This is a genomic window from Bradyrhizobium centrolobii (genome assembly GCF_001641635.1).
GTDB lineage: Bacteria > Pseudomonadota > Alphaproteobacteria > Rhizobiales > Xanthobacteraceae > Bradyrhizobium > Bradyrhizobium centrolobii.
In genome coordinates, this window is record NZ_LUUB01000045.1 from 1 (window position 1) to 16,659 (window position 16,659).

Below are 16,659 nucleotides of genomic sequence, written 5' to 3' on the forward strand. Positions count from 1 at the left end.
TGGCGTGCGCCGTGATAAGGCGGCGCTTTCCAGTGGGTGCAAGCCCCACCCGGCAAACGCTCCAGCCGGAAGCAACCGGAGCAGCTATGGAGGTGACGAAGTGGCTGAAGCCTTCGGATAGCGTGTCACGATATACGGTGACCGCGCGAGTGTGCAGGCCGTAACGCGAGTGAACGCCGAGCAAGCCTCGAAAAGGACGATGCACAGGCCGACCTGACGGCCATATCAGGGAAGGCTGACACGACTGGGGCGAAGTGAGCGAAGCAATACCTCCAGTCGCTGTGCCGGGGTAGTGGCGACGGCATGTACACAAGGAAAGCGTACGCAACACGGGAGGCCCCACGACGTGGTCAGGGATGACCAACCGGACGCCCGCGAGGGATAGGCCGGGCGCCGTGGGGATGCGGAGGGGTTCGTAGTACCGGTGAAACCGGGTAACGCCGGGGGAGGGAAGGGACCTCAGTTCAAGACGAACGCAAAGACGTGGTGAGGGACCTGGGGATTGGGCAACCTATCAACTCCGAAGAGTGTTCAGAAACTGCAGACGGCGTTGCACGCGAAAGCGAAGGCAGAAGCTGGCTACCGCTTCTACGCCCTGTACGACAAGATCAGCCGGGAAGACATCTTGGCCCATGCCTATGCCCAATGCCGCTCCAACAAGGGCGCACCGGGCGTGGACGGTCAGGACTTCGCGGACATCGAGGCGTATGGGGTGCAGCGGTGGCTTGGCGAACTGGCGCTTGCGCTCAGGCAGGAGACGTATCGACCGGACCCTATCAGAAGAGTGTACATACCGAAGGCCAATGGCAAACTCAGGCCATTGGGCATCTCGACCTTGCGTGATCGGGTCTGCATGACCGCAGCGATGCTGGTGCTGGAACCGATCTTCGAGGCCGATCTTCCACCAGAGCAGTATGCCTACCGTCCCGGGCGAAATGCCCAACAGGCGGTGGTCGAGGTGGAAGCGCAGCTGTTCCGTGGTCACCCGGAAGTCGTCGACGCCGACCTCGCGGACTACTTCGGGAGCATTCCGCATACCGACCTTCTCAAGTCGGTGGCGCGCCGGATCATGGATCGGCGCGTGCTGCATCTGATCAAGATGTGGCTGGAGTGTCCCGTGGAGGAAACCGACGATCGAGGACGAAAGACACGGACGACCGAGGCCCGGGACAACCGGCGCGGCATCCCGCAAGGCTCACCCATCTCACCACTGCTGGCTAACCTCTACATGCGCCGGTTTGTGCTGGGATGGAAGATGCTCGGGCTGGAGCGAAGCCTCGGCTCTCGTATCGTGACCTACGCCGACGATCTCGTAATCCTGCGCAGGCGGGGCAAAGCTGAAGAGGCCTTGCGACAACTGCGCAGGATCATGGGAAGGCTGAAGCTGATGGTCAACGAGGAGAAGACACGAATCTGCAAGGTGCCGGAAGGAGAGTTCGACTTCCTGGGTTACACGTTCGGGCGGATGTACTCAGCGAAAACCGGCCAGGCGCGCCTGGGGTACCGGCCATCGCGCAAGAGCATCAAACGCGTGATCGAAAGCATTCACACGGTCACCGCCCGATCAGGAACTTGGCAAGAGACCACGGAGCTCGTAGGCCAGTTGAACCGCACGCTGCGCGGATGGGCGAACTACTTCAAAGTAGGCACCGTCACCAAAGCGTATCGGGCGCTCGACAACTACGCGGCTGCGCGGTTGCGCCGGTGGTTGCGCTTCAAGCACAAGGTCAGGCGACGCAGGGGCGGGACCTATCCACTCTCGCACCTCTATGGGTACTTCGGGCTCGTACGCCTAACCGCGCTTGGGCGCGACATGCCGTGGGCGAAGGCTTGAAGTCTTGTCCGAGAGCCGGATGCGGGAAATCTGCCTGTCCGGTTCGATGAGCGGGATGTGGAAACGGAGCCAAGGGTGAACCACTAAGGCACCGCCAGACGAAAGAGGCGGCAAACAGATATGTTCAGCCTACCGCCACCGCGCCACATCTCGACTCTACCCTTCGCTTCATTTACTGCGGTTGCACAAGAGCGGTCGCTATCGGAGCGAAGCGGACATGGACGAAGATTCGTGAGTACGCGCCCGTGAGCACCCCGGTGTGACATGACATCAGGGATCGAGGCCTACGCAATCAGGTTGAGCGAACGTTAACCAGAAATTACTTCTGCTTGTATCGCCACGACTGCGCAATCGAAATTTACTCGCCTTTAGATCGATCACGTCTAAAGCGATGGATATTCGCATCGCGTGATGCAGGTCAAAAAAGCAAATTATGCGAGACCGCTCACGTCAAGCTGTAGCGCGGTTCATTGCGTGACGCCGGAAAAGACAATGACGACAAACGCCGACGTTGCGCCTGACCTCGCTGTCAAGGTCAGAGCGTTTGCGGAGCGGTGCCACCCACTCGGCGTGCTGCTCTTGCTGGCGGTGGCAGTCCGGCTGCCGCTCGCTTTCTGGCCAAACATCAATCATCCCGACGAGATATTTCAGTATCTGGAACCGGCCTGGCGTCTGCTGGGGCACGACGGGATCGTTACCTGGGAATGGCGAGACGGCATTCGGAGCTGGTTCTTGCCCACCTTGTTCGCGGGACCGGTCGTCTTGGGTGACCGGCTGGCGCCGGGTGGAGCTGGCGCCTTCATCGTGCCTCGCGCGGCTGTCGGACTTGCGTCGCTATCGATCGTCGTCAGTGCCTGGTTCTTCGGGGCGCGGGTCTCGCGAATGCACGCGATCGTTGCGGCTTTGGTCGCCGCGATCTGGTTTGAGATCGTCTACTTCGCGCCACACACACTGAGCGAACCTTTGACCACGGCCCTGATCGCGCCGGCGGCCTTGCTGCTGACAGGCGACCTCTCGTGGAAGCGGCTCGCCGTCGGCGGCGCGCTGCTCGCCCTCGCCTTTGTCTGGCGCTTCCAGTATGCGCCGGCCATGGCGGTGTTCGCGCTTGGGGCGTGTTGGAGGCAGTGGCGAAATGCGATTCCGCTGGTCAGTGGAGGGCTTCTCGTTCTGGCGCTGGCTGCCATGGTCGATGTCGCCTACGGGGTCGCACCTTTCGAATGGCTGATCCTGAACATCGAACAGAACCTGCTGCATGACCGGGCATCCGAATTCGGAGTAGCCCCGGCCATGGCCTACCTCTACGAGCTCTTGATTATCTGGTCGGGAGCAACGCTGCTGTTGCTCTGCGCGCTTCGGCGTGGCTGGCGCCACGCTCCGCTGCTCATCGTCGCGGCGGTCGTGAATATCGCCTTTCATAGCGCGATCCAGCACAAGGAATATCGCTTCATATTCCTGTCGGTCGTCCTGCTCATCATCGCTGCGGCGCTTGGCTCTGCCGATTGGGGCCAGATGCTGCGCGCGAGGCCCGCATGGCGCCGTTGGGCGCTGCCGATCATCGCCGGCGGCTGGGTGCTGCTTTCGCTCGGGCTCGCCGATACGACGAAACTGATGCAAGACAATTGGATGCGTGGCACGGGGGCGGCTCGACTGGCCGCGGACCTGCGCGCCGATCCCGAACTCTGCGGTCTGGCACTCTACGTCACGTCCTACCACTTGCTGCCCGGGAGCGAGCGATTGGCCCGCGGCGAACCTCTATACGCATTTCATCCCGAGGATCCTCTGGCCACGGGACGCCTTCCGGTCTTGGTGAAGAAGAACGAACAGGCGTTTAACCGCATCATTGCCCCGCCGAGTTCGGCGAGCGAGCTGCCTGCGGATTTTTCACAGCGCAGCTGCGCGAGCATGGGTGATGACGGCATTGCCTGCATCTTTGCGCGCAGCGGGGCCTGCGACGCAACGTCCGCAACGCCCTTTGAGATCAACGACGTCCTCGTCCGCCTCAATTATTAGCTCCCGCCAATGTCCGAGTTGGGGCACGAGCGGCAATACGCCTTCTTGAGTGCACGCCCTGGCATCGGGTCTCCTGCTACGGCGAGACCGCAGATCGCCGTACGGCGACCGCCGCTCGGGCGGCGTGTTCCGTCGGATGACTTCAACCACTACGGCTGTACTTTCAGCCCTGCACCCGTCCAGGCAAGCCTCTCGCGCCTGCCCGCAGCCGCCGCTGTCCAACTCTGGACCGACTTCGGTGTTATTGAACCAAGATCGGCGGGAGGACGACTCACACGATGAAAGTGATCTAGATCACGTTTTGCGATCGGGCCGAGGCGTAAGCGTCGGTGCGGGGACCACCTGCTCAGGAGATGGAAATGAGGAAGCTGTTGGCCACGGCCGCATTCCTTTTGGCGAGCACCGCTGCTCAGGCGCAGTACACCTTCGAATATGGCGGTCGCACCATCCGCATCGATCCCGACCGCGGCACGGTTTCGATCCCCGGCGTCTATGACAACACCGGCCACGGCAAGGCCAAGAAGGCCAAGAAGAACGAGGCGAAGCCGGATCAGCAGACGCCGCAGCAAGCCAAGGTCGATCCGCAGCCGTCGGCCGCTCCGGCGCCGGCCCCTGCTCCCGTCGCAGCGCCGCCAGCGGCCGAGCAGGCTCCAGCACCTGCGCCCGCTGCAGCAGCGCCGCCTCCGGCGCCAACCGCTCCGCCGGCTGCGCCACCGACAACGACCGCGACCAATGCGCCGGCCGATACCGCCGTGCTGCCGCCCCCGGCACCCGCCCCGGTCGAGCAGCAGGCCGCCCCTGCGGTAGCGCCACCGCCGGCCCCGACTGTGGCCGCCGCGCCACCGGCGCCCACAGCCGCACCGACGCGCGATCTCAATTCGCCGCTCGGCGTCTGGCTCACGGAGGAGAAGGAAGGCAAGGTCCGCATCGAGCAATGCGGCACCAATCTCTGCGGCTATTCGGTCGACGCCAAATCGAGCCAGAACGGCGAGCAGGTGCTGATCAACATGAAGCCCGGCAAGGACCAGAAATGGTCCGGCCGCATCCTCGATCCCAACACCGGCTCGACCTACGACTCCACCATCGCGATGAAGGGCACGGACCGATTGCGCGTGCAGGGCTGCGCCTTCGGCGGCATGTTCTGCGGCGGCCAGACCTGGACGCGCTTGAACTAGGGCCGACTGCCATTCTGAAACCTCATGACGTCATTCCGGGGCGGCTCGCAGAGCCGAACCCGGAATCTCGGGCTTCCACAATGCGCGATTGCGTATCGGGATTCACCAACCTGAAGAGAACCGCTGAAATCAGGCTGGCTATGAGAGCGGCACGTGATTGGCCCGCACTCGCTGCTACAGAGCGCCGCGTGCCGTGGGGCTTGATCAAACTGAATTGAATAACCGGCGAAGTTCGCGGGCCTCGCTTCTGCTGGTTCCTGATTGACAAGCAATTCCGCTTTGGCAAAGTCGTGGGCTTGGGGACGGCGATCTCCCCATGAGGCGACATGCCCAAGCATCGCGTCCGGATTCTGAGAAGGACGCAGCATGTCAACCGTCAACGACAGGCCTTCGCCACACCGTTCAGCACCTTTGCTGGGCGTGAGAAATCTGACCAAGCGCTACGGAAGCGACGGCGCCGCTATCGACGGTGTGACGTTCTCTGCTGTTGCGGGTGAAATCCTTGGCATCATCGGTCCAAACGGCGCCGGCAAGACGACGCTGCTGGAAGCCATTGCCGGACTCCTCCCGGTGAATTCAGGCGACGTCTCTTGGCGCGGAGAGCCGTTGCACGCAGGCCGTCGACGTGACGTCTTGTTCTACCTGCCTGATGGCGTCCGTCCATACCAAGACCAGTCGGCACAGCAGGTCGTGTCGTTTGTCGCCAACGTCTTTCAACGGTCAGATGCAGACATCCGGTCGACGATCGAAGCACTCGGGTTACGGCCGGTGCTTCGAAAGCGGGTACACGCTCTATCAAAGGGCTATGCCCGACGCCTGATGCTGACCATCGGACTGCTTGCGCCGCATGATCTGTTGTTGATGGACGAGCCGTTTGACGGATTTGATTTGCGGCAGACGCGCGATGTCATGGGCGTACTGCGTCGCGAGACGGCCCGCGGACGCACGCTGATCCTCTCCATTCATCAGTTGGCGGATGCCGAACGGGTCTGTGACCGCCTCATCCTGCTCTCGGCTGGGCAGGTGCGCGGGTCCGGAGGACTTGCGGAACTGCGTGTGCAGACGGGACTGCCGAACGGCTCGCTGGAGGATATCTTCCTTGCGCTCACATGAGGCATACGTGCCGCCGACCGCACCGATCGGTCCGCTGCTCGCAAAGGAGCTTCGCGAGATCACGGCCGGGCGAGCACTTTGGACGATGTTGCTGCTGGTCTGTCCGCTCGTCGGATACAGCTTCGCCCAGGCAGTCTCGCTCTACAGCGAATCAAGTGCCCCTGCCCTGCAGTCGCCAGTTCTGGCAACGAGCCTGTCACCGCTTGATGGAATCCTGGTCCCGACATTCGGCTCGTTCTATGTCGCGGTGACGTTGTTGTTCCCCTTCGTGGCGATCCGGGTGCTGGGCCAGGAGAAGGAAAGTGGCGCGTTGAGCTTGCTCGTTCAATTTCCGTACCGACCCTCGACCCTGATCGCAACGAAGTTCTGTGCTGTGCTGGCAGCCTGGCTCGTGGTGAGCATACCTGCGCTTTCTGCGCTGCTCGCGTGGGCAATATTGGGCGGCCATCTGGCTGCGTCGGAGACGCTGAACCTTCTGTTCGGTCATCTGCTCTACGGTGGCCTGGTGGGCGCCATTGGGCTGTTCGCCGCGGTTATCTCCGACAACTCGGCTACGGCCGCCATCATCGCGCTCGCAGTCACGATCGGATCGTGGGTGCTGGATTTCACACTCGCGGGCCGCTCGGGCCTGTCGGCTTGGCTTGCCCAATTGTCGCTAACGCAGACACTGCGGCCCTTTGAGCAGGGACTTCTCTCGACGGGCCTCGTGCTGAGAATAGTGGCCGTCATTGGTGCGCTCGCTGCGCTGACGGTTGTCTGGCTCCCTCCCGGTACGCCGGTGCGAACGAAAATCATCCGCTCTGTGTCTTGTGTGCTTGTGGTCGTCGTTGCGCTCACCGTCGCAGCGCAGGTCAGGGCGTCGGTGGATCTCAGCGAGGATCGTCGCAACTCGTTTTCGTCAGCAGATGAACGCTTGCTCGCGACACTTCGGCGGCCCTTGATCATCAGGATCAATCTAGCCGCTGAGGACCCTCGTTATATCGATCTTCGACGGAACGTTCTCGGGAAGCTCGAGCGCGCCCTACCTGACGTCACCGTCGTTCTCGCGAACGAGCGGCCCAACGTTGCGAATCCGTCAGATGCCTATGGCCAGATCGAATATGTCTACGGTGATCGAAGCGACCTAAGTCGCTCCACCAGCCCGCGTGAGATACTGCCGCTGCTATATGCGCTCGCGGGCGTGCAGCCGCCGGCGCCCAGCGTGGGCGAAGAGTATCCCGGTTATCCTTTGGTCGCTAGCGCGGACGCGATGCTGCTCTGGTTTTTCGGCGGCTTGCCGCTCTTGATCGTGCTCGCCTGGCGACACATTCGCCGGCTCCCTCCAGACAAAGGCTCTCGCATTCATCAAGGAGTTAAGCCATGAGTGTCCGCCAGAAAATCGGAGTAGTCATCCTCTTGGCAATCGGTTGTGCGGCGCTAGCGCTGCCCAGCTTGAACGCAGAACCAATCAAGATTGACCTCTCGAATGAAACCGTGGGCGGAGAGCCAAAATCACTCGTGCCAGTGGTGGGCTTCTGGAGGATCGAGGAGGACGCCGGCAAGAAGGTGCTCACGGTCGATGGCCGCCAGTGGAAGGAAGGGCAATCGTCAGCAGGCATCGCCGACAAGGCACGTGCGCTCTACGGGGAACGGTATGCAGAATTCCTCGATCGCGTGCAGGCATACGCCTATTATCCGTACGTGGTTGCGCCGAAGGTAGAGAATTTCACCAATGGTGAAATTTCGGTGCGCTTTGAAGGCTTGTCCGGTCGCATTGATCAGGGCGCCGGCATTCTCTTTAACCTCAAGCCCAACGGGGACTACCTGACAGTCCGCGCGAACTGTCTAGAGAACAATATCGTGCTGTGGAAGTTCGAGAACGGCAAGCGCTCTTCCGTCAAATGGGTACGCAATACACCGACCGCGACGCGGCAGTGGCACGACCTCAAAATCCGCGTCAACGGCACGAAGGTGGAAGGCTATCTGGATGGCAAGCTCTATTTGGAGCACACGCTGACTCAACCTGTCTCCGGTCGGATCGGGCTTTGGTCGAAGGCCGACAGCCACATGTATTTCGCGGATTACACCGTAGCTGCCGGCAATTGAATGAGGCACCGGCGCCGCTCTCGCGTGGCGCGCCCGCGAGTGCGTGGGTGCCTGCAACCGGACTGTTGGAGGCACTGCGCGAATGAACGTTAGGTCAGATACCACTCAGAACGTGGAACTGCGGCTAAAGCCGCGGTCCATAATCGTGTTGCTGTTCAGTGCACGCGCGGCGCGCGGGCTTGGTGACGGCTTTGCCACGATCCTTCTGCCGGCTTACCTCGTCGAACTGGGTTACTCCCCTTTCCAGATCGGCGTGGTCGCCACCGGTGCCCTGCTGGGGACCGCGATCCTCACGCTGGGCGTCGGTTGGCTGGGATCTCATCGCGACTTGCGCACACTCTTATTCTTGAGCGCGCTCGCGATGATGCTGACGGGTCTGACGTTTCCGTTTGCCGAGGTTTTTCCGGTCATTTTGGTCCTGGCCTTTGTCGGAACGATCAATCCCTCGCCGGGCGATATCGGGATCTTCGTGCCGCTCGAGCACGCACTGCTGGCAAGTGCGAGCGATCAGAAACGGACGCAGGTCTTTGCCCGCTATAGCCTGATTGGCGGACTCTCGACTGCGGCGGGCGCCTTGGTAGCCACGGCGCCCGACCTTCTTGTTTCGTCTGACATGCCAAGGCTCGCTGCCCTGAAGTCCATGTTTTTCGTCTATACCACCCTTGGTCTCATCGGCGCAGTCCTCTATCGACTGCTACCAGAATCCTCACCCGCAATAGACACACGACCGGAGGCTTCCGTTCTTGGTCCCTCGCGACAAGTTGTCTACCGGCTTGCAGCTCTCTTCAGTGTTGATGCGTTTGCCGGGGGCTTTGCCGTTCAATCGCTTGTCGCTTTGTGGCTGTTCGAGCGCTTCGATCTCTCGCTTTCGAGCGCAAGCCTCTTCTTTTTCTGGTCCAACACGCTTTCGGCCTTTTCCTATCCGCTCGCCGCAAGACTGTCGCAGCGATTTGGGCTGGTCAACACAATGGTCTTCACACACATCCCCTCAAGCGTCTGCCTGATCGCGGCCGCTCTCATTCCGAACCTGACGGTCGTACTGATCCTGCTTTCGATCCGGGCGGCGCTGTCGCAGATGGATGTCCCGACACGCACCTCCTACGTTATGGCGGTTGTCACACCCGAGGAACGCCCGGCGGCCGCCAGCGTGACCGCAGTCCCGCGCAGCCTTGCCTCCGCAATCAGTCCGAGCGCGGCTGGCGCGATGCTCGATACGGCATTTTCGGGACTCCCGCTCGTGATCTGCGGCGCTCTCAAGATCGCCTATGACATCACACTGCTGCTGTCGTTCCGTCACATCAAACCGCCCGAAGAAGCCGAAGGGGCGGTCGAGCGGTCGATCGGGAGGACTGGGCAGACTTCGAGGTTCGGCGCGTTCAACAGCGGAGAGTGGGATGACAGTCGATAGAGAACGCCGAAGTTTCGTTGCAGCAGCGGCTTCGACGGTCGTGCTGGCGAGCACACCCGTCCTTGCGCAGGGCAATCCACTGTCTCAAGGCCGCGAAAGCTAGAGAAGGTCAGGTCGCTTCTGGCAGCGCGGCAGTCAGCGCATCCGGGCGCGCCGCGGTTTGGCATGGCAACGGTTCGTTCTCCCGGCACAATAGCAAGCAGACGTCTCATCGGGAACGCCGCTCCTCTCGGTGCGTTGGGACCCAAGCAAACCCATTCCAGCCTGTCGCGCGACGGATGGGCCGAGTGAGATTTGCGGGCTAGACAAGAGCGCGCCAAGCGGGCGCTGACGCCGCGAACAGGTTTGAACAATGAGGGTCTGCGGGGCTGTGCGGGCCGGTTTGTTCACCGCATTCATTGCCGCGACCTGGCTCGGCGGGCAGGTCCAGACATCCCTCGCGCAAACCGTTTCTCCAAACGAAGCGGCGAAGGTGTCTCCGCGGAAGGAAAGTGCCCCCAGGAAGGAAGCAGCAACATCTGATCCGCACACGACAGGATTTGTAACCGGTGCGGCGCAGAGCACCGAGTTCGCCATAGCTCAGGACATCGCAACCACCCTGGCCAGCGGCCAGGAGACCGGCCCTCACGGCGAGGTCGCATTGCGGGTGCTGCCGATGGTGGGAAATGGTGGCATCCGCAACATCATCGACATACTCAGCCTGGCAGGTGCCGACATGGCGATCGCTCCTGTCCTGCTGGCTGATCGTCTCCGATCGACGGGAACGCTTGGAGATATCGGCAACAAGCTTGTCTACATCACCCCGTTGTTTGTCGAAGAGTTCCATCTCCTCGCGCGGTCCGAGATCAAGAGCTTGTCGGATCTTGCGGGAAAAAGGGTCAATCTCGGCGAAGAAGGCAGTGCTGGCGCTGTCCTTGGCCGCGAGGTGCTCAACCATCTGCAGGTGAAGGTCAGCGAATCTAACCTGACTCTGGACTCAGCGCTCGATGGGATGCGGAAGGGGCAAATCTCCGGCGCCTTGCTGGTGTCGGGCAAGCCGGTTGGATTCCTGGCCCGCTACGCGCAAGGCGACGGCTTGCACTTTCTGTCCATCCCCTATTCGAGGGAGATGCTGCAGCATGATTATCTGCCATCGACTCTCCGCCACGAAGATTACCCGGACATCATCGGGGACTCTGACAGCGTCGACACCATAGCAATCAAGTGCGCGCTTTTCGCTTACAATTGGCCGATCCGCAGCGAGCGGTTTCCGCTCCTGGAACTGTTCGTGCAGACACTGTTCTCGCGGTTTCCTGAATTTCTCGGCGACGGTCATCACCCGAAGTGGCGAGAGGTGAACCTGGCCGCGCTGCTCCCTGGTTGGCGGCGATTTCGACCGGCGGAGCGCTGGCTCCAGCAGCAATCCGGCGGAGAGGCCGCGCTTCGCAAGGCGTTCGGTCGTTTCCTCGAGCAGAAGTCAATCAGCAATCCGCCGGACCGCGAACAATTGTTCCAGGACTTTATGCGGTGGCGAGAACGTCAGCAGGGCCGATGACCCAGGCATTGGGAGGTCTTGATGCGCAGTTCACTGGTGATCTCGGTCCTGGTTGTGTTGCTCGCGTTGACCGCCGACGTGAAACGGCCTGCCGCTCAATTTTTTCAACTTCCAGCGCTGGGGGCGCCCGCCCCGACCGGGATGCAGCCGGTGGCGCCTGCCCCGACCACGGTGCAGCCAGCCGCGCCCACACCGACTAGGGTGCAATCGGCCGACAAGGTCGGGAAAGCCAAAGCGGTACCTCGCGCCAAAGCGATGCCTCGCCAGGTCAGCAAAGAGCGCAGGAAGCCCCACGTCGCCCGCTCACCGCCAAATCAGCGTAAGATCGCCGAAAACAACGGATACAAGCGCGTCAGCGACCTCGTGAACTTCCCCAAGTTCTTTCCTGGCCTGGGTATCCTCTTTGTCAAACCCGAGACTCTGCCGCTAGGGCCCTTTCTTTGCTTTGATCGCAGGGATCAACTGGTGGCGAGCGTGTATATGGTGCCCACGAAGGATATCGACGATCACAAGTCGTTGGAGGCGCCGGGCTTCGCTGGAACAGTTGACCACGTCAGCATCTACTTCAACCCGGGTCATCCAGGAGTGGACGTTCCGCACTACCACTTCGTGATCTGGCACGTGAGCAAGAAGGAGGAAGCGCGCGTCGCAAAATGACGTTTGTCACCTTGGGCAACGGCATCATCCACAGCAGCTTGTTTTTGCCGATGGAAAAGGTACTCGCCTATGCGATTTCGGGTCTCATAATGGGCTTCGGCGTCTGGATATTTGTTGTCGGCCTAAGCTCCAGTGCACCCGCGCTATGGTCGAGCGTTGCCCTCTTGCCCACCGCAATCGGGCTCTGGAGCGCTTTCGGAGATATCTAGAGGTCGTCCGCCGGAACCAGTACACGCCTGCCGCTTCAGTTTTGGGTAAGCGAGATTTTGTCCGATGGACCTTACCGCGACCGAGCGCGACTTCCTCAGGCGGTTGGCTTCCGAAGCCTGGATCAGCCCGCCCCTGTTCGACCACGAAATCGTCGCCCGACTCGTCGAACTCGGGCTTGTTGAGACCGAACCACTCGCCTCAGGTGAGGTCGAATACCGGATCACCGCGGCGGGCCGCGATGTCCTGTGAGCGGCCCGTGGCGCGGCGTGAAGCGCTGCGACAACCTGGTCAGTTGATACCGTGGAAATTCTGGGCCCGGGATCGCGACCCATCGCCTTGAGGCGATGGGTCTTGTCCGGGGCACGAGAGTTAGCCCACCGCCGCCGAGTATTCCGCGTCAGTCACCGGCTCCAGCCAGGTCGAGTAGACGCCATCGAGCGCTTCCTGCATGGCGATGTGCGTCATGCCGTTGGTCGGCGAGGCGCCGTGCCAGTGCAATTCCCCCGGCGGGATCCAGACGGTGTCGCCCGGACGGATCTCGCGGATCGGGCCGCCCTTGGCCTGGATCCGGCCGACGCCCGAGATCACGTACAGCGTCTGCCCGAGTGGATGGTGATGCCAGTTGGTGCGTGCGCCGGGCTCGAACGAGACGCGCGAGCAGTTCAGCCGTGCCGGCGCGGGCGCCATGATCACGGGGTCCTGCAGCACGGTGCCGGTGAAGTTTTCCTTGGGCGCGCGACGGGTCGGCCGCGTGCCTGCGACGTGGATCTCCATGGGATGACCTCGCTTGGTTTGTCGTTACTTCTTGCTTGCCGCGTAGCGCGCCTTGGTCTCGGCGTTCATGGGATAAAGGCCGGGCAGCACGGCGCCGTTGTTCACCTCGTTGACGATCCAGGCTTCCATACGTTCCTGCTCGACGCCTTCGGCAAGCACGTGATCAAGCATCGCCTGCGGGATCAGCACGCAGCCATCCTGGTCGGCGACCACGATGTCGTTCGGGAACACCGCGACGCCGCCGCAGCCGATCGGCTCGCCCCAGCCGACGAAGGTCAGGCCCGCAACGGACGGCGGCGCGGCATAGCCATCGCACCAGACCGGCAGATTGGTGCCGAGCACGCCCTCGACGTCACGCACGACGCCGTCGGTGACGAGCGCGGTGACCCCGCGCTTGACCATGCGTGCGCAGAGGATGTCGCCGAAGATGCCGGCATCGGTGATGCCCATGGCATCGACCACCGCGATGCAGCCCTCCGGCATCGCCTCGATCGCGGTGCGGGTCGAGATCGGCGAAGACCAGGATTCCGGCGTCGCCAGATCCTCGCGCGCCGGCACGAAGCGCAGCGTGAAGGCCGGTCCCACCAGGCGGGGCAAACCGGGCCGCAGCGGACGCGCACCGCGCATCCACACGTTGCGCAGGCCCTTCTTGAGCAGGACCGTGGTGATGGTGGCGGTGGTGATGCCGGCGAGGGTCTTGCAGGCTTCGGGGGATAGCGACATGGAAACAGACGAGCTCCGGATGGGCGGGAAAAGGACGCGCGCATCTTGCGAGGCGCGGGGCTTCCGTCAAGGGCCGTGAGGGACGCCCGCAGAGCTGTTATGCGATGCGATAACAAGGCTTTATCGGCGACCCCTGCATTAATTTATTGGACTTGCGGGCGCATTTACGCGAAGCAGGGTGACGCGGAACTCAAGGCTGAGGCCGCGCTTTGCAAGCCAATTTCGACAGCTCATGGCCGCGACGCTTCCCCCGCCCCGCCTCCTGCCCAGTGGCGACAGTGCCGTCACGGTCGAGTTCAGCCGGACCATCGACGATGACGCCAACCAGCGCGTGCTGGCGCTCGACAAAGCGCTCGCCGCTGCAAGCATCGATGGCATCACCGAATCCGTGCCGACCTATCGCTCGCTGCTGGTGCACTACGACCCCGGCAGGATCGGATTTGATGCGCTGAGCGACAAGCTGCTCGCGCTCGCCAGCCAGCCGCTGCCGCCGAGCGTGAAGGCGCGCCGCTGGCGCATTCCGGTGGCGTACGGCGGCGAGCACGGCGTCGATCTCGAGGATGTCGCGAAAGCGCTGAACACCACGCCCGATGACATCGTGGCCCGCCATGTCGCCGGCGACTACCGCGTCGCCATGATCGGCTTCACGCCGGGCTGGTCCTATCTCAGCGGCCTGGAGAAATCGCTGCACATGCCCCGGCGGAAGAATCCGCGGCTGCTCACGCCGGCCGGCACGATCTCGATCGGTGGCATCCAGACTGGCATCCAGTGCCTCGCAGGCCCCAGCGGCTGGCACCTGCTGGGCCGCACGCCGGTGCGGACCTATCAGCTCCACCGGAATCCGACCTTTCTCACCGAACCCGGTGATCGCGTGACGTTTTTTGCCATCGACCACAAGACGTTCGCGGAGCAGGACCGCGCCGCGGAAGCGGGTGAGCTGATTGCCGAGCAGGTGGCCTCATGAGCCGCCTCGTCGTCGCCAGCATCGGCCCTGCGAGTTCCGTCCAGGATGGCGGCCGCCCCGGCTCGCAGCGCTATGGCCTGACGCCGAGCGGCGCGATGGACCGACTGGCGCTGGCAGCTGCCAATTGCCTCGTCGGCAACGAGCCGTTCGCAGCCGGTGTCGAGATCGGCCCGTTCGGCGCCTCCTTCACCGCCCGTGACGGCGCCGTTCGCGTCGCGCTTGCTGGAGCGCCGCGTAATGCCGACATCGCCGGGCGGGCGGTGGCGTTCGACAGTTCCGTGACGCTGAAGGACGGCGAGACGCTGACGCTCGGCTTCGCCCGCGGCGGTGCCTTCAGCTATCTCGCGATCGAAGGCGGCATCCAGGGCGAGCCGGTGTTCGGCAGCCTCGCGGTGAACGCGCGCGCGGGGCTCGGCAGCCCCTACCCGCGCCCGCTTCTGGCCGGCGACGAATTCACTGTCGACGCGGCAAGCGGCGCGTCGGAACTGCGGATCGAATTGCCGAAGCCGGTCGCGGGCCCGATCCGCGTCGTGCTGGGTCCGCAGGACGACGAGTTCGACGATGCCAACAAGGCACTGTTCCTCGCGAGCGAGTGGAAGATCTCGCCAACCTCCGACCGCATGGGCTACCGGCTCGAGGGCCCCGCGATCAAGCACCTCCACGGCCACAACATCGTTTCCGACGGCACGGTCAACGGCAGCATCCAGGTGCCCGGCAACGGCGCGCCGATCGCGCTGATGATGGACCGCGGCACCTCCGGCGGTTATCCGAAGATCGCAACCGTGATCACGGCCGATTTCGGCCGGCTCGCGCAGACCTCGGCTGGAACCGCGTTCCGCTTCAAGCAGGTCACCATGGCCGAGGCGCAGGACGAGGCGCGCAAGTTCGCGCAGCTCATCCGCAGCCTGCCCGACCGGCTGCGGTCGGCCGACACGGTCGCGCTCAACATCGAGGCACTACAGGATGCTAATGTTGCCGGCTATGCGGTGAGCGCAATCGATGCCGGAACGTGGCAGGTATCGGCGGAGCCGTAATCGACAAGAAGACCAGAGGCGGAGAGCACCATGAAGACGATCGATCTCAATTGCGACCTCGGCGAAGGATTTGGCGCGTGGGAGATGGGCAACGACGCTGCCATGATCGAGCTTGCGAGCTCCGTGAACGTCGCCTGCGGCTTCCACGCCGGCGATCCCGACATCATGCGCAGGACGGTCGAGCTTGCGAAGGCGCGCGGCGTCTCGGTCGGCGCGCATCCCGGCTATCGTGACCTGCACGGTTTCGGTCGCCATCCGATCCTCGGACTGAAGGCGTCCGAGATCGAGAATCTCGTCGCCTATCAGATCGGCGCGTTGCAGGCGATCGCCACGGCCGCCGGCCACAAGGTGACGCATGTGAAGGCGCATGGCGCGCTGTCGAACGTCGCCTGCGAGGACGACATGACGGCAAAGGCGATCGCCGCCGGCATCAGGGCGGTCGATCCCAGCCTGATCTTCGTCGTGCTCGCCAATTCGAAGCTGGTGAAGGCCGGCGAAGACGCCAACCTGTCGATGGTGCACGAGGTGTTCGCCGACCGCGCCTATGAGGACGACGGCAACCTGGTCTCGCGCAAGAAGCCCGGCGCGGTGCTTCATGATGCCAAGGCGATCGCCGATCGCGTGGTCCGCATGGTGCAGGACGGCGCGGTCGTGTCAGTGACCGGCAAGGTCATCAAAATGCGCACGGACACGGTCTGCATCCACGGCGACACGCCCGGCGCGGTCGAGATCGCGCGGGGCGTGCGTCAGGCGTTGAAGGATGCGGGGATCGCGGTGGCGCCGTTCAAGCGGGCGCCCTGACGCAAGATTGTGGGGTGGGTTAGCGAAGCGTAACCCACCTCTTCTTGCGCGGCGACGAAAGTGGTGGGTTACGCTTCGCTAACCCACCCTACGAAGCCTCATCAGAACGGGTGCATCGACAGCGTGCCGAAGACGATGGCCGCGATGACCGCGAAGGCACTGAAGAGTGCAATGTGGTGAACGCTCGCCCTGGTCCGCCGGGAGAGCGAACGCGCGTAGAAATGCAGTCTGGCTTCCGCCGACAGTTCGCGCATGGTCGATCTCCAATGCCCCATTTGCGGCATTATGAAAGATCAACCTTGCCTGCAGGCAATACGGAACCGGAAATAGCGACAAG

The 16,659-nt window shown here is 62.8% G+C and carries 17 protein-coding genes; 14 read left to right on the forward strand and 3 right to left on the reverse strand.

What is annotated here, in order from left to right:
- Positions 1-550 precede the first annotated feature (550 nt).
- The 11 genes from ltrA to AYJ54_RS12145 all read left to right on the forward strand — a co-directional run bounded on the left by ltrA (position 551) and on the right by AYJ54_RS12145 (position 12,275).
- Positions 551-1,834 carry a group II intron reverse transcriptase/maturase gene (gene ltrA, locus AYJ54_RS12095; protein ID WP_201724175.1) on the forward strand — a complete coding sequence of 428 codons (1,284 nt, stop codon included), beginning with the start codon at positions 551-553 and terminating at the stop codon, positions 1,832-1,834.
- A 492-nt stretch (positions 1,835-2,326) separates the two neighbouring features.
- The gene (locus AYJ54_RS12100) at positions 2,327-3,844 is read left to right on the forward strand and encodes a glycosyltransferase family protein (protein WP_063699135.1); all 1,518 of its coding nucleotides are present in this window, start codon (positions 2,327-2,329) and stop codon (positions 3,842-3,844) included.
- Between the two features lie 359 nt (positions 3,845-4,203).
- The gene (locus tag AYJ54_RS12105; RefSeq protein ID WP_063699263.1) at positions 4,204-5,019 is read left to right on the forward strand and encodes a DUF2147 domain-containing protein; all 816 of its coding nucleotides are present in this window, start codon (positions 4,204-4,206) and stop codon (positions 5,017-5,019) included.
- A gap of 366 nt (positions 5,020-5,385) precedes the next feature.
- The gene (locus tag AYJ54_RS12110) at positions 5,386-6,132 is read left to right on the forward strand and encodes an ABC transporter ATP-binding protein (protein ID WP_063699136.1); all 747 of its coding nucleotides are present in this window, start codon (positions 5,386-5,388) and stop codon (positions 6,130-6,132) included.
- A gap of 7 nt (positions 6,133-6,139) precedes the next feature.
- The gene (locus AYJ54_RS12115) at positions 6,140-7,495 is read left to right on the forward strand and encodes an ABC transporter permease subunit (RefSeq protein ID WP_283808652.1); all 1,356 of its coding nucleotides are present in this window, start codon (positions 6,140-6,142) and stop codon (positions 7,493-7,495) included.
- On the forward strand, positions 7,492-8,217 hold the full coding sequence (locus tag AYJ54_RS12120) for a LamG domain-containing protein (RefSeq protein ID WP_063699137.1): 726 nt from the start codon (positions 7,492-7,494) through the stop codon (positions 8,215-8,217). The genes AYJ54_RS12115 and AYJ54_RS12120 overlap by 4 nt, the downstream gene beginning before the upstream one ends.
- A gap of 145 nt (positions 8,218-8,362) precedes the next feature.
- The gene (locus AYJ54_RS12125) at positions 8,363-9,625 is read left to right on the forward strand and encodes an MFS transporter (RefSeq protein WP_245328998.1); all 1,263 of its coding nucleotides are present in this window, start codon (positions 8,363-8,365) and stop codon (positions 9,623-9,625) included.
- Positions 9,626-10,007: 382 nt separating this feature from the next.
- Complete coding sequence (locus tag AYJ54_RS12130; protein ID WP_245328999.1) at positions 10,008-11,159, forward strand: TAXI family TRAP transporter solute-binding subunit; 1,152 nt, start codon at positions 10,008-10,010, stop codon at positions 11,157-11,159.
- A 21-nt stretch (positions 11,160-11,180) separates the two neighbouring features.
- Positions 11,181-11,816: a hypothetical protein gene (locus tag AYJ54_RS12135; protein WP_063699140.1), complete on the forward strand. Its 636-nt coding sequence runs from the start codon at positions 11,181-11,183 to the stop codon at positions 11,814-11,816.
- Positions 11,813-12,025 carry a hypothetical protein gene (locus AYJ54_RS12140; protein ID WP_063699141.1) on the forward strand — a complete coding sequence of 71 codons (213 nt, stop codon included), beginning with the start codon at positions 11,813-11,815 and terminating at the stop codon, positions 12,023-12,025. Before AYJ54_RS12135 ends, AYJ54_RS12140 begins: the two co-directional genes overlap by 4 nt.
- Before the next feature lie 64 nt (positions 12,026-12,089).
- Positions 12,090-12,275 (forward strand): hypothetical protein, encoded by a 186-nt coding sequence (locus AYJ54_RS12145; RefSeq protein WP_063699142.1) that lies wholly within the window; start codon positions 12,090-12,092, stop codon positions 12,273-12,275.
- 120 nt (positions 12,276-12,395) lie between these two features.
- Here the strand turns inward: AYJ54_RS12145 and AYJ54_RS12150 are convergent, their stop codons facing one another.
- Both AYJ54_RS12150 and AYJ54_RS12155 read right to left on the reverse strand, forming a co-directional pair.
- Entirely contained in the window at positions 12,396-12,800 is a 405-nt protein-coding gene (locus AYJ54_RS12150; protein WP_063699143.1) for a (R)-mandelonitrile lyase, read from the reverse strand.
- 24 nt (positions 12,801-12,824) lie between these two features.
- Positions 12,825-13,523, reverse strand: coding sequence for a ribonuclease activity regulator RraA (locus AYJ54_RS12155; protein WP_063699144.1), 699 nt, complete (start codon positions 13,521-13,523; stop codon positions 12,825-12,827).
- 232 nt (positions 13,524-13,755) lie between these two features.
- On the opposite strand from AYJ54_RS12155, the gene pxpB reads away from it, so the two are divergent.
- Genes pxpB through AYJ54_RS12170 form a run of 3 tightly spaced genes read left to right on the forward strand, consistent with a single transcriptional unit; the run spans position 13,756 to position 16,322 of the window.
- Positions 13,756-14,487 (forward strand): 5-oxoprolinase subunit PxpB, encoded by a 732-nt coding sequence (gene pxpB, locus AYJ54_RS12160; RefSeq protein ID WP_063699145.1) that lies wholly within the window; start codon positions 13,756-13,758, stop codon positions 14,485-14,487.
- On the forward strand, positions 14,484-15,521 hold the full coding sequence (locus AYJ54_RS12165; protein ID WP_063699146.1) for a 5-oxoprolinase subunit C family protein: 1,038 nt from the start codon (positions 14,484-14,486) through the stop codon (positions 15,519-15,521). The genes pxpB and AYJ54_RS12165 overlap by 4 nt, the downstream gene beginning before the upstream one ends.
- Before the next feature lie 30 nt (positions 15,522-15,551).
- Positions 15,552-16,322: a LamB/YcsF family protein gene (locus AYJ54_RS12170; protein ID WP_063699147.1), complete on the forward strand. Its 771-nt coding sequence runs from the start codon at positions 15,552-15,554 to the stop codon at positions 16,320-16,322.
- A 101-nt stretch (positions 16,323-16,423) separates the two neighbouring features.
- On the opposite strand, the gene AYJ54_RS49235 is transcribed toward AYJ54_RS12170, so the two are convergent.
- The gene (locus tag AYJ54_RS49235) at positions 16,424-16,576 is read right to left on the reverse strand and encodes a hypothetical protein (RefSeq protein WP_201724176.1); all 153 of its coding nucleotides are present in this window, start codon (positions 16,574-16,576) and stop codon (positions 16,424-16,426) included.
- Positions 16,577-16,659: the final 83 nt, after the last annotated feature.

What these genes read in the sequence shown, in the direction of transcription:
- AYJ54_RS12100 (WP_063699135.1), top strand. Translation starts at nt 2,327, where the DNA reads ATGACGACAAACGCCGACGTTGCGCCTGACCTCGCTGTCAAGGTCAGA.
- AYJ54_RS12105 (WP_063699263.1), top strand. Translation starts at nt 4,204, where the DNA reads ATGAGGAAGCTGTTGGCCACGGCCGCATTCCTTTTGGCGAGCACCGCT.
- AYJ54_RS12110 (WP_063699136.1), top strand. Translation starts at nt 5,386, where the DNA reads ATGTCAACCGTCAACGACAGGCCTTCGCCACACCGTTCAGCACCTTTG.
- AYJ54_RS12120 (WP_063699137.1), top strand. Translation starts at nt 7,492, where the DNA reads ATGAGTGTCCGCCAGAAAATCGGAGTAGTCATCCTCTTGGCAATCGGT.
- AYJ54_RS12135 (WP_063699140.1), top strand. Translation starts at nt 11,181, where the DNA reads ATGCGCAGTTCACTGGTGATCTCGGTCCTGGTTGTGTTGCTCGCGTTG.
- AYJ54_RS12140 (WP_063699141.1), top strand. Translation starts at nt 11,813, where the DNA reads ATGACGTTTGTCACCTTGGGCAACGGCATCATCCACAGCAGCTTGTTT.
- AYJ54_RS12145 (WP_063699142.1), top strand. Translation starts at nt 12,090, where the DNA reads ATGGACCTTACCGCGACCGAGCGCGACTTCCTCAGGCGGTTGGCTTCC.
- AYJ54_RS12150 (WP_063699143.1), bottom strand. Translation starts at nt 12,800, where the DNA reads ATGGAGATCCACGTCGCAGGCACGCGGCCGACCCGTCGCGCGCCCAAG.
- AYJ54_RS12155 (WP_063699144.1), bottom strand. Translation starts at nt 13,523, where the DNA reads ATGTCGCTATCCCCCGAAGCCTGCAAGACCCTCGCCGGCATCACCACC.
- pxpB (WP_063699145.1), top strand. Translation starts at nt 13,756, where the DNA reads ATGGCCGCGACGCTTCCCCCGCCCCGCCTCCTGCCCAGTGGCGACAGT.
- AYJ54_RS12165 (WP_063699146.1), top strand. Translation starts at nt 14,484, where the DNA reads ATGAGCCGCCTCGTCGTCGCCAGCATCGGCCCTGCGAGTTCCGTCCAG.
- AYJ54_RS12170 (WP_063699147.1), top strand. Translation starts at nt 15,552, where the DNA reads ATGAAGACGATCGATCTCAATTGCGACCTCGGCGAAGGATTTGGCGCG.
- AYJ54_RS49235 (WP_201724176.1), bottom strand. Translation starts at nt 16,576, where the DNA reads ATGCGCGAACTGTCGGCGGAAGCCAGACTGCATTTCTACGCGCGTTCG.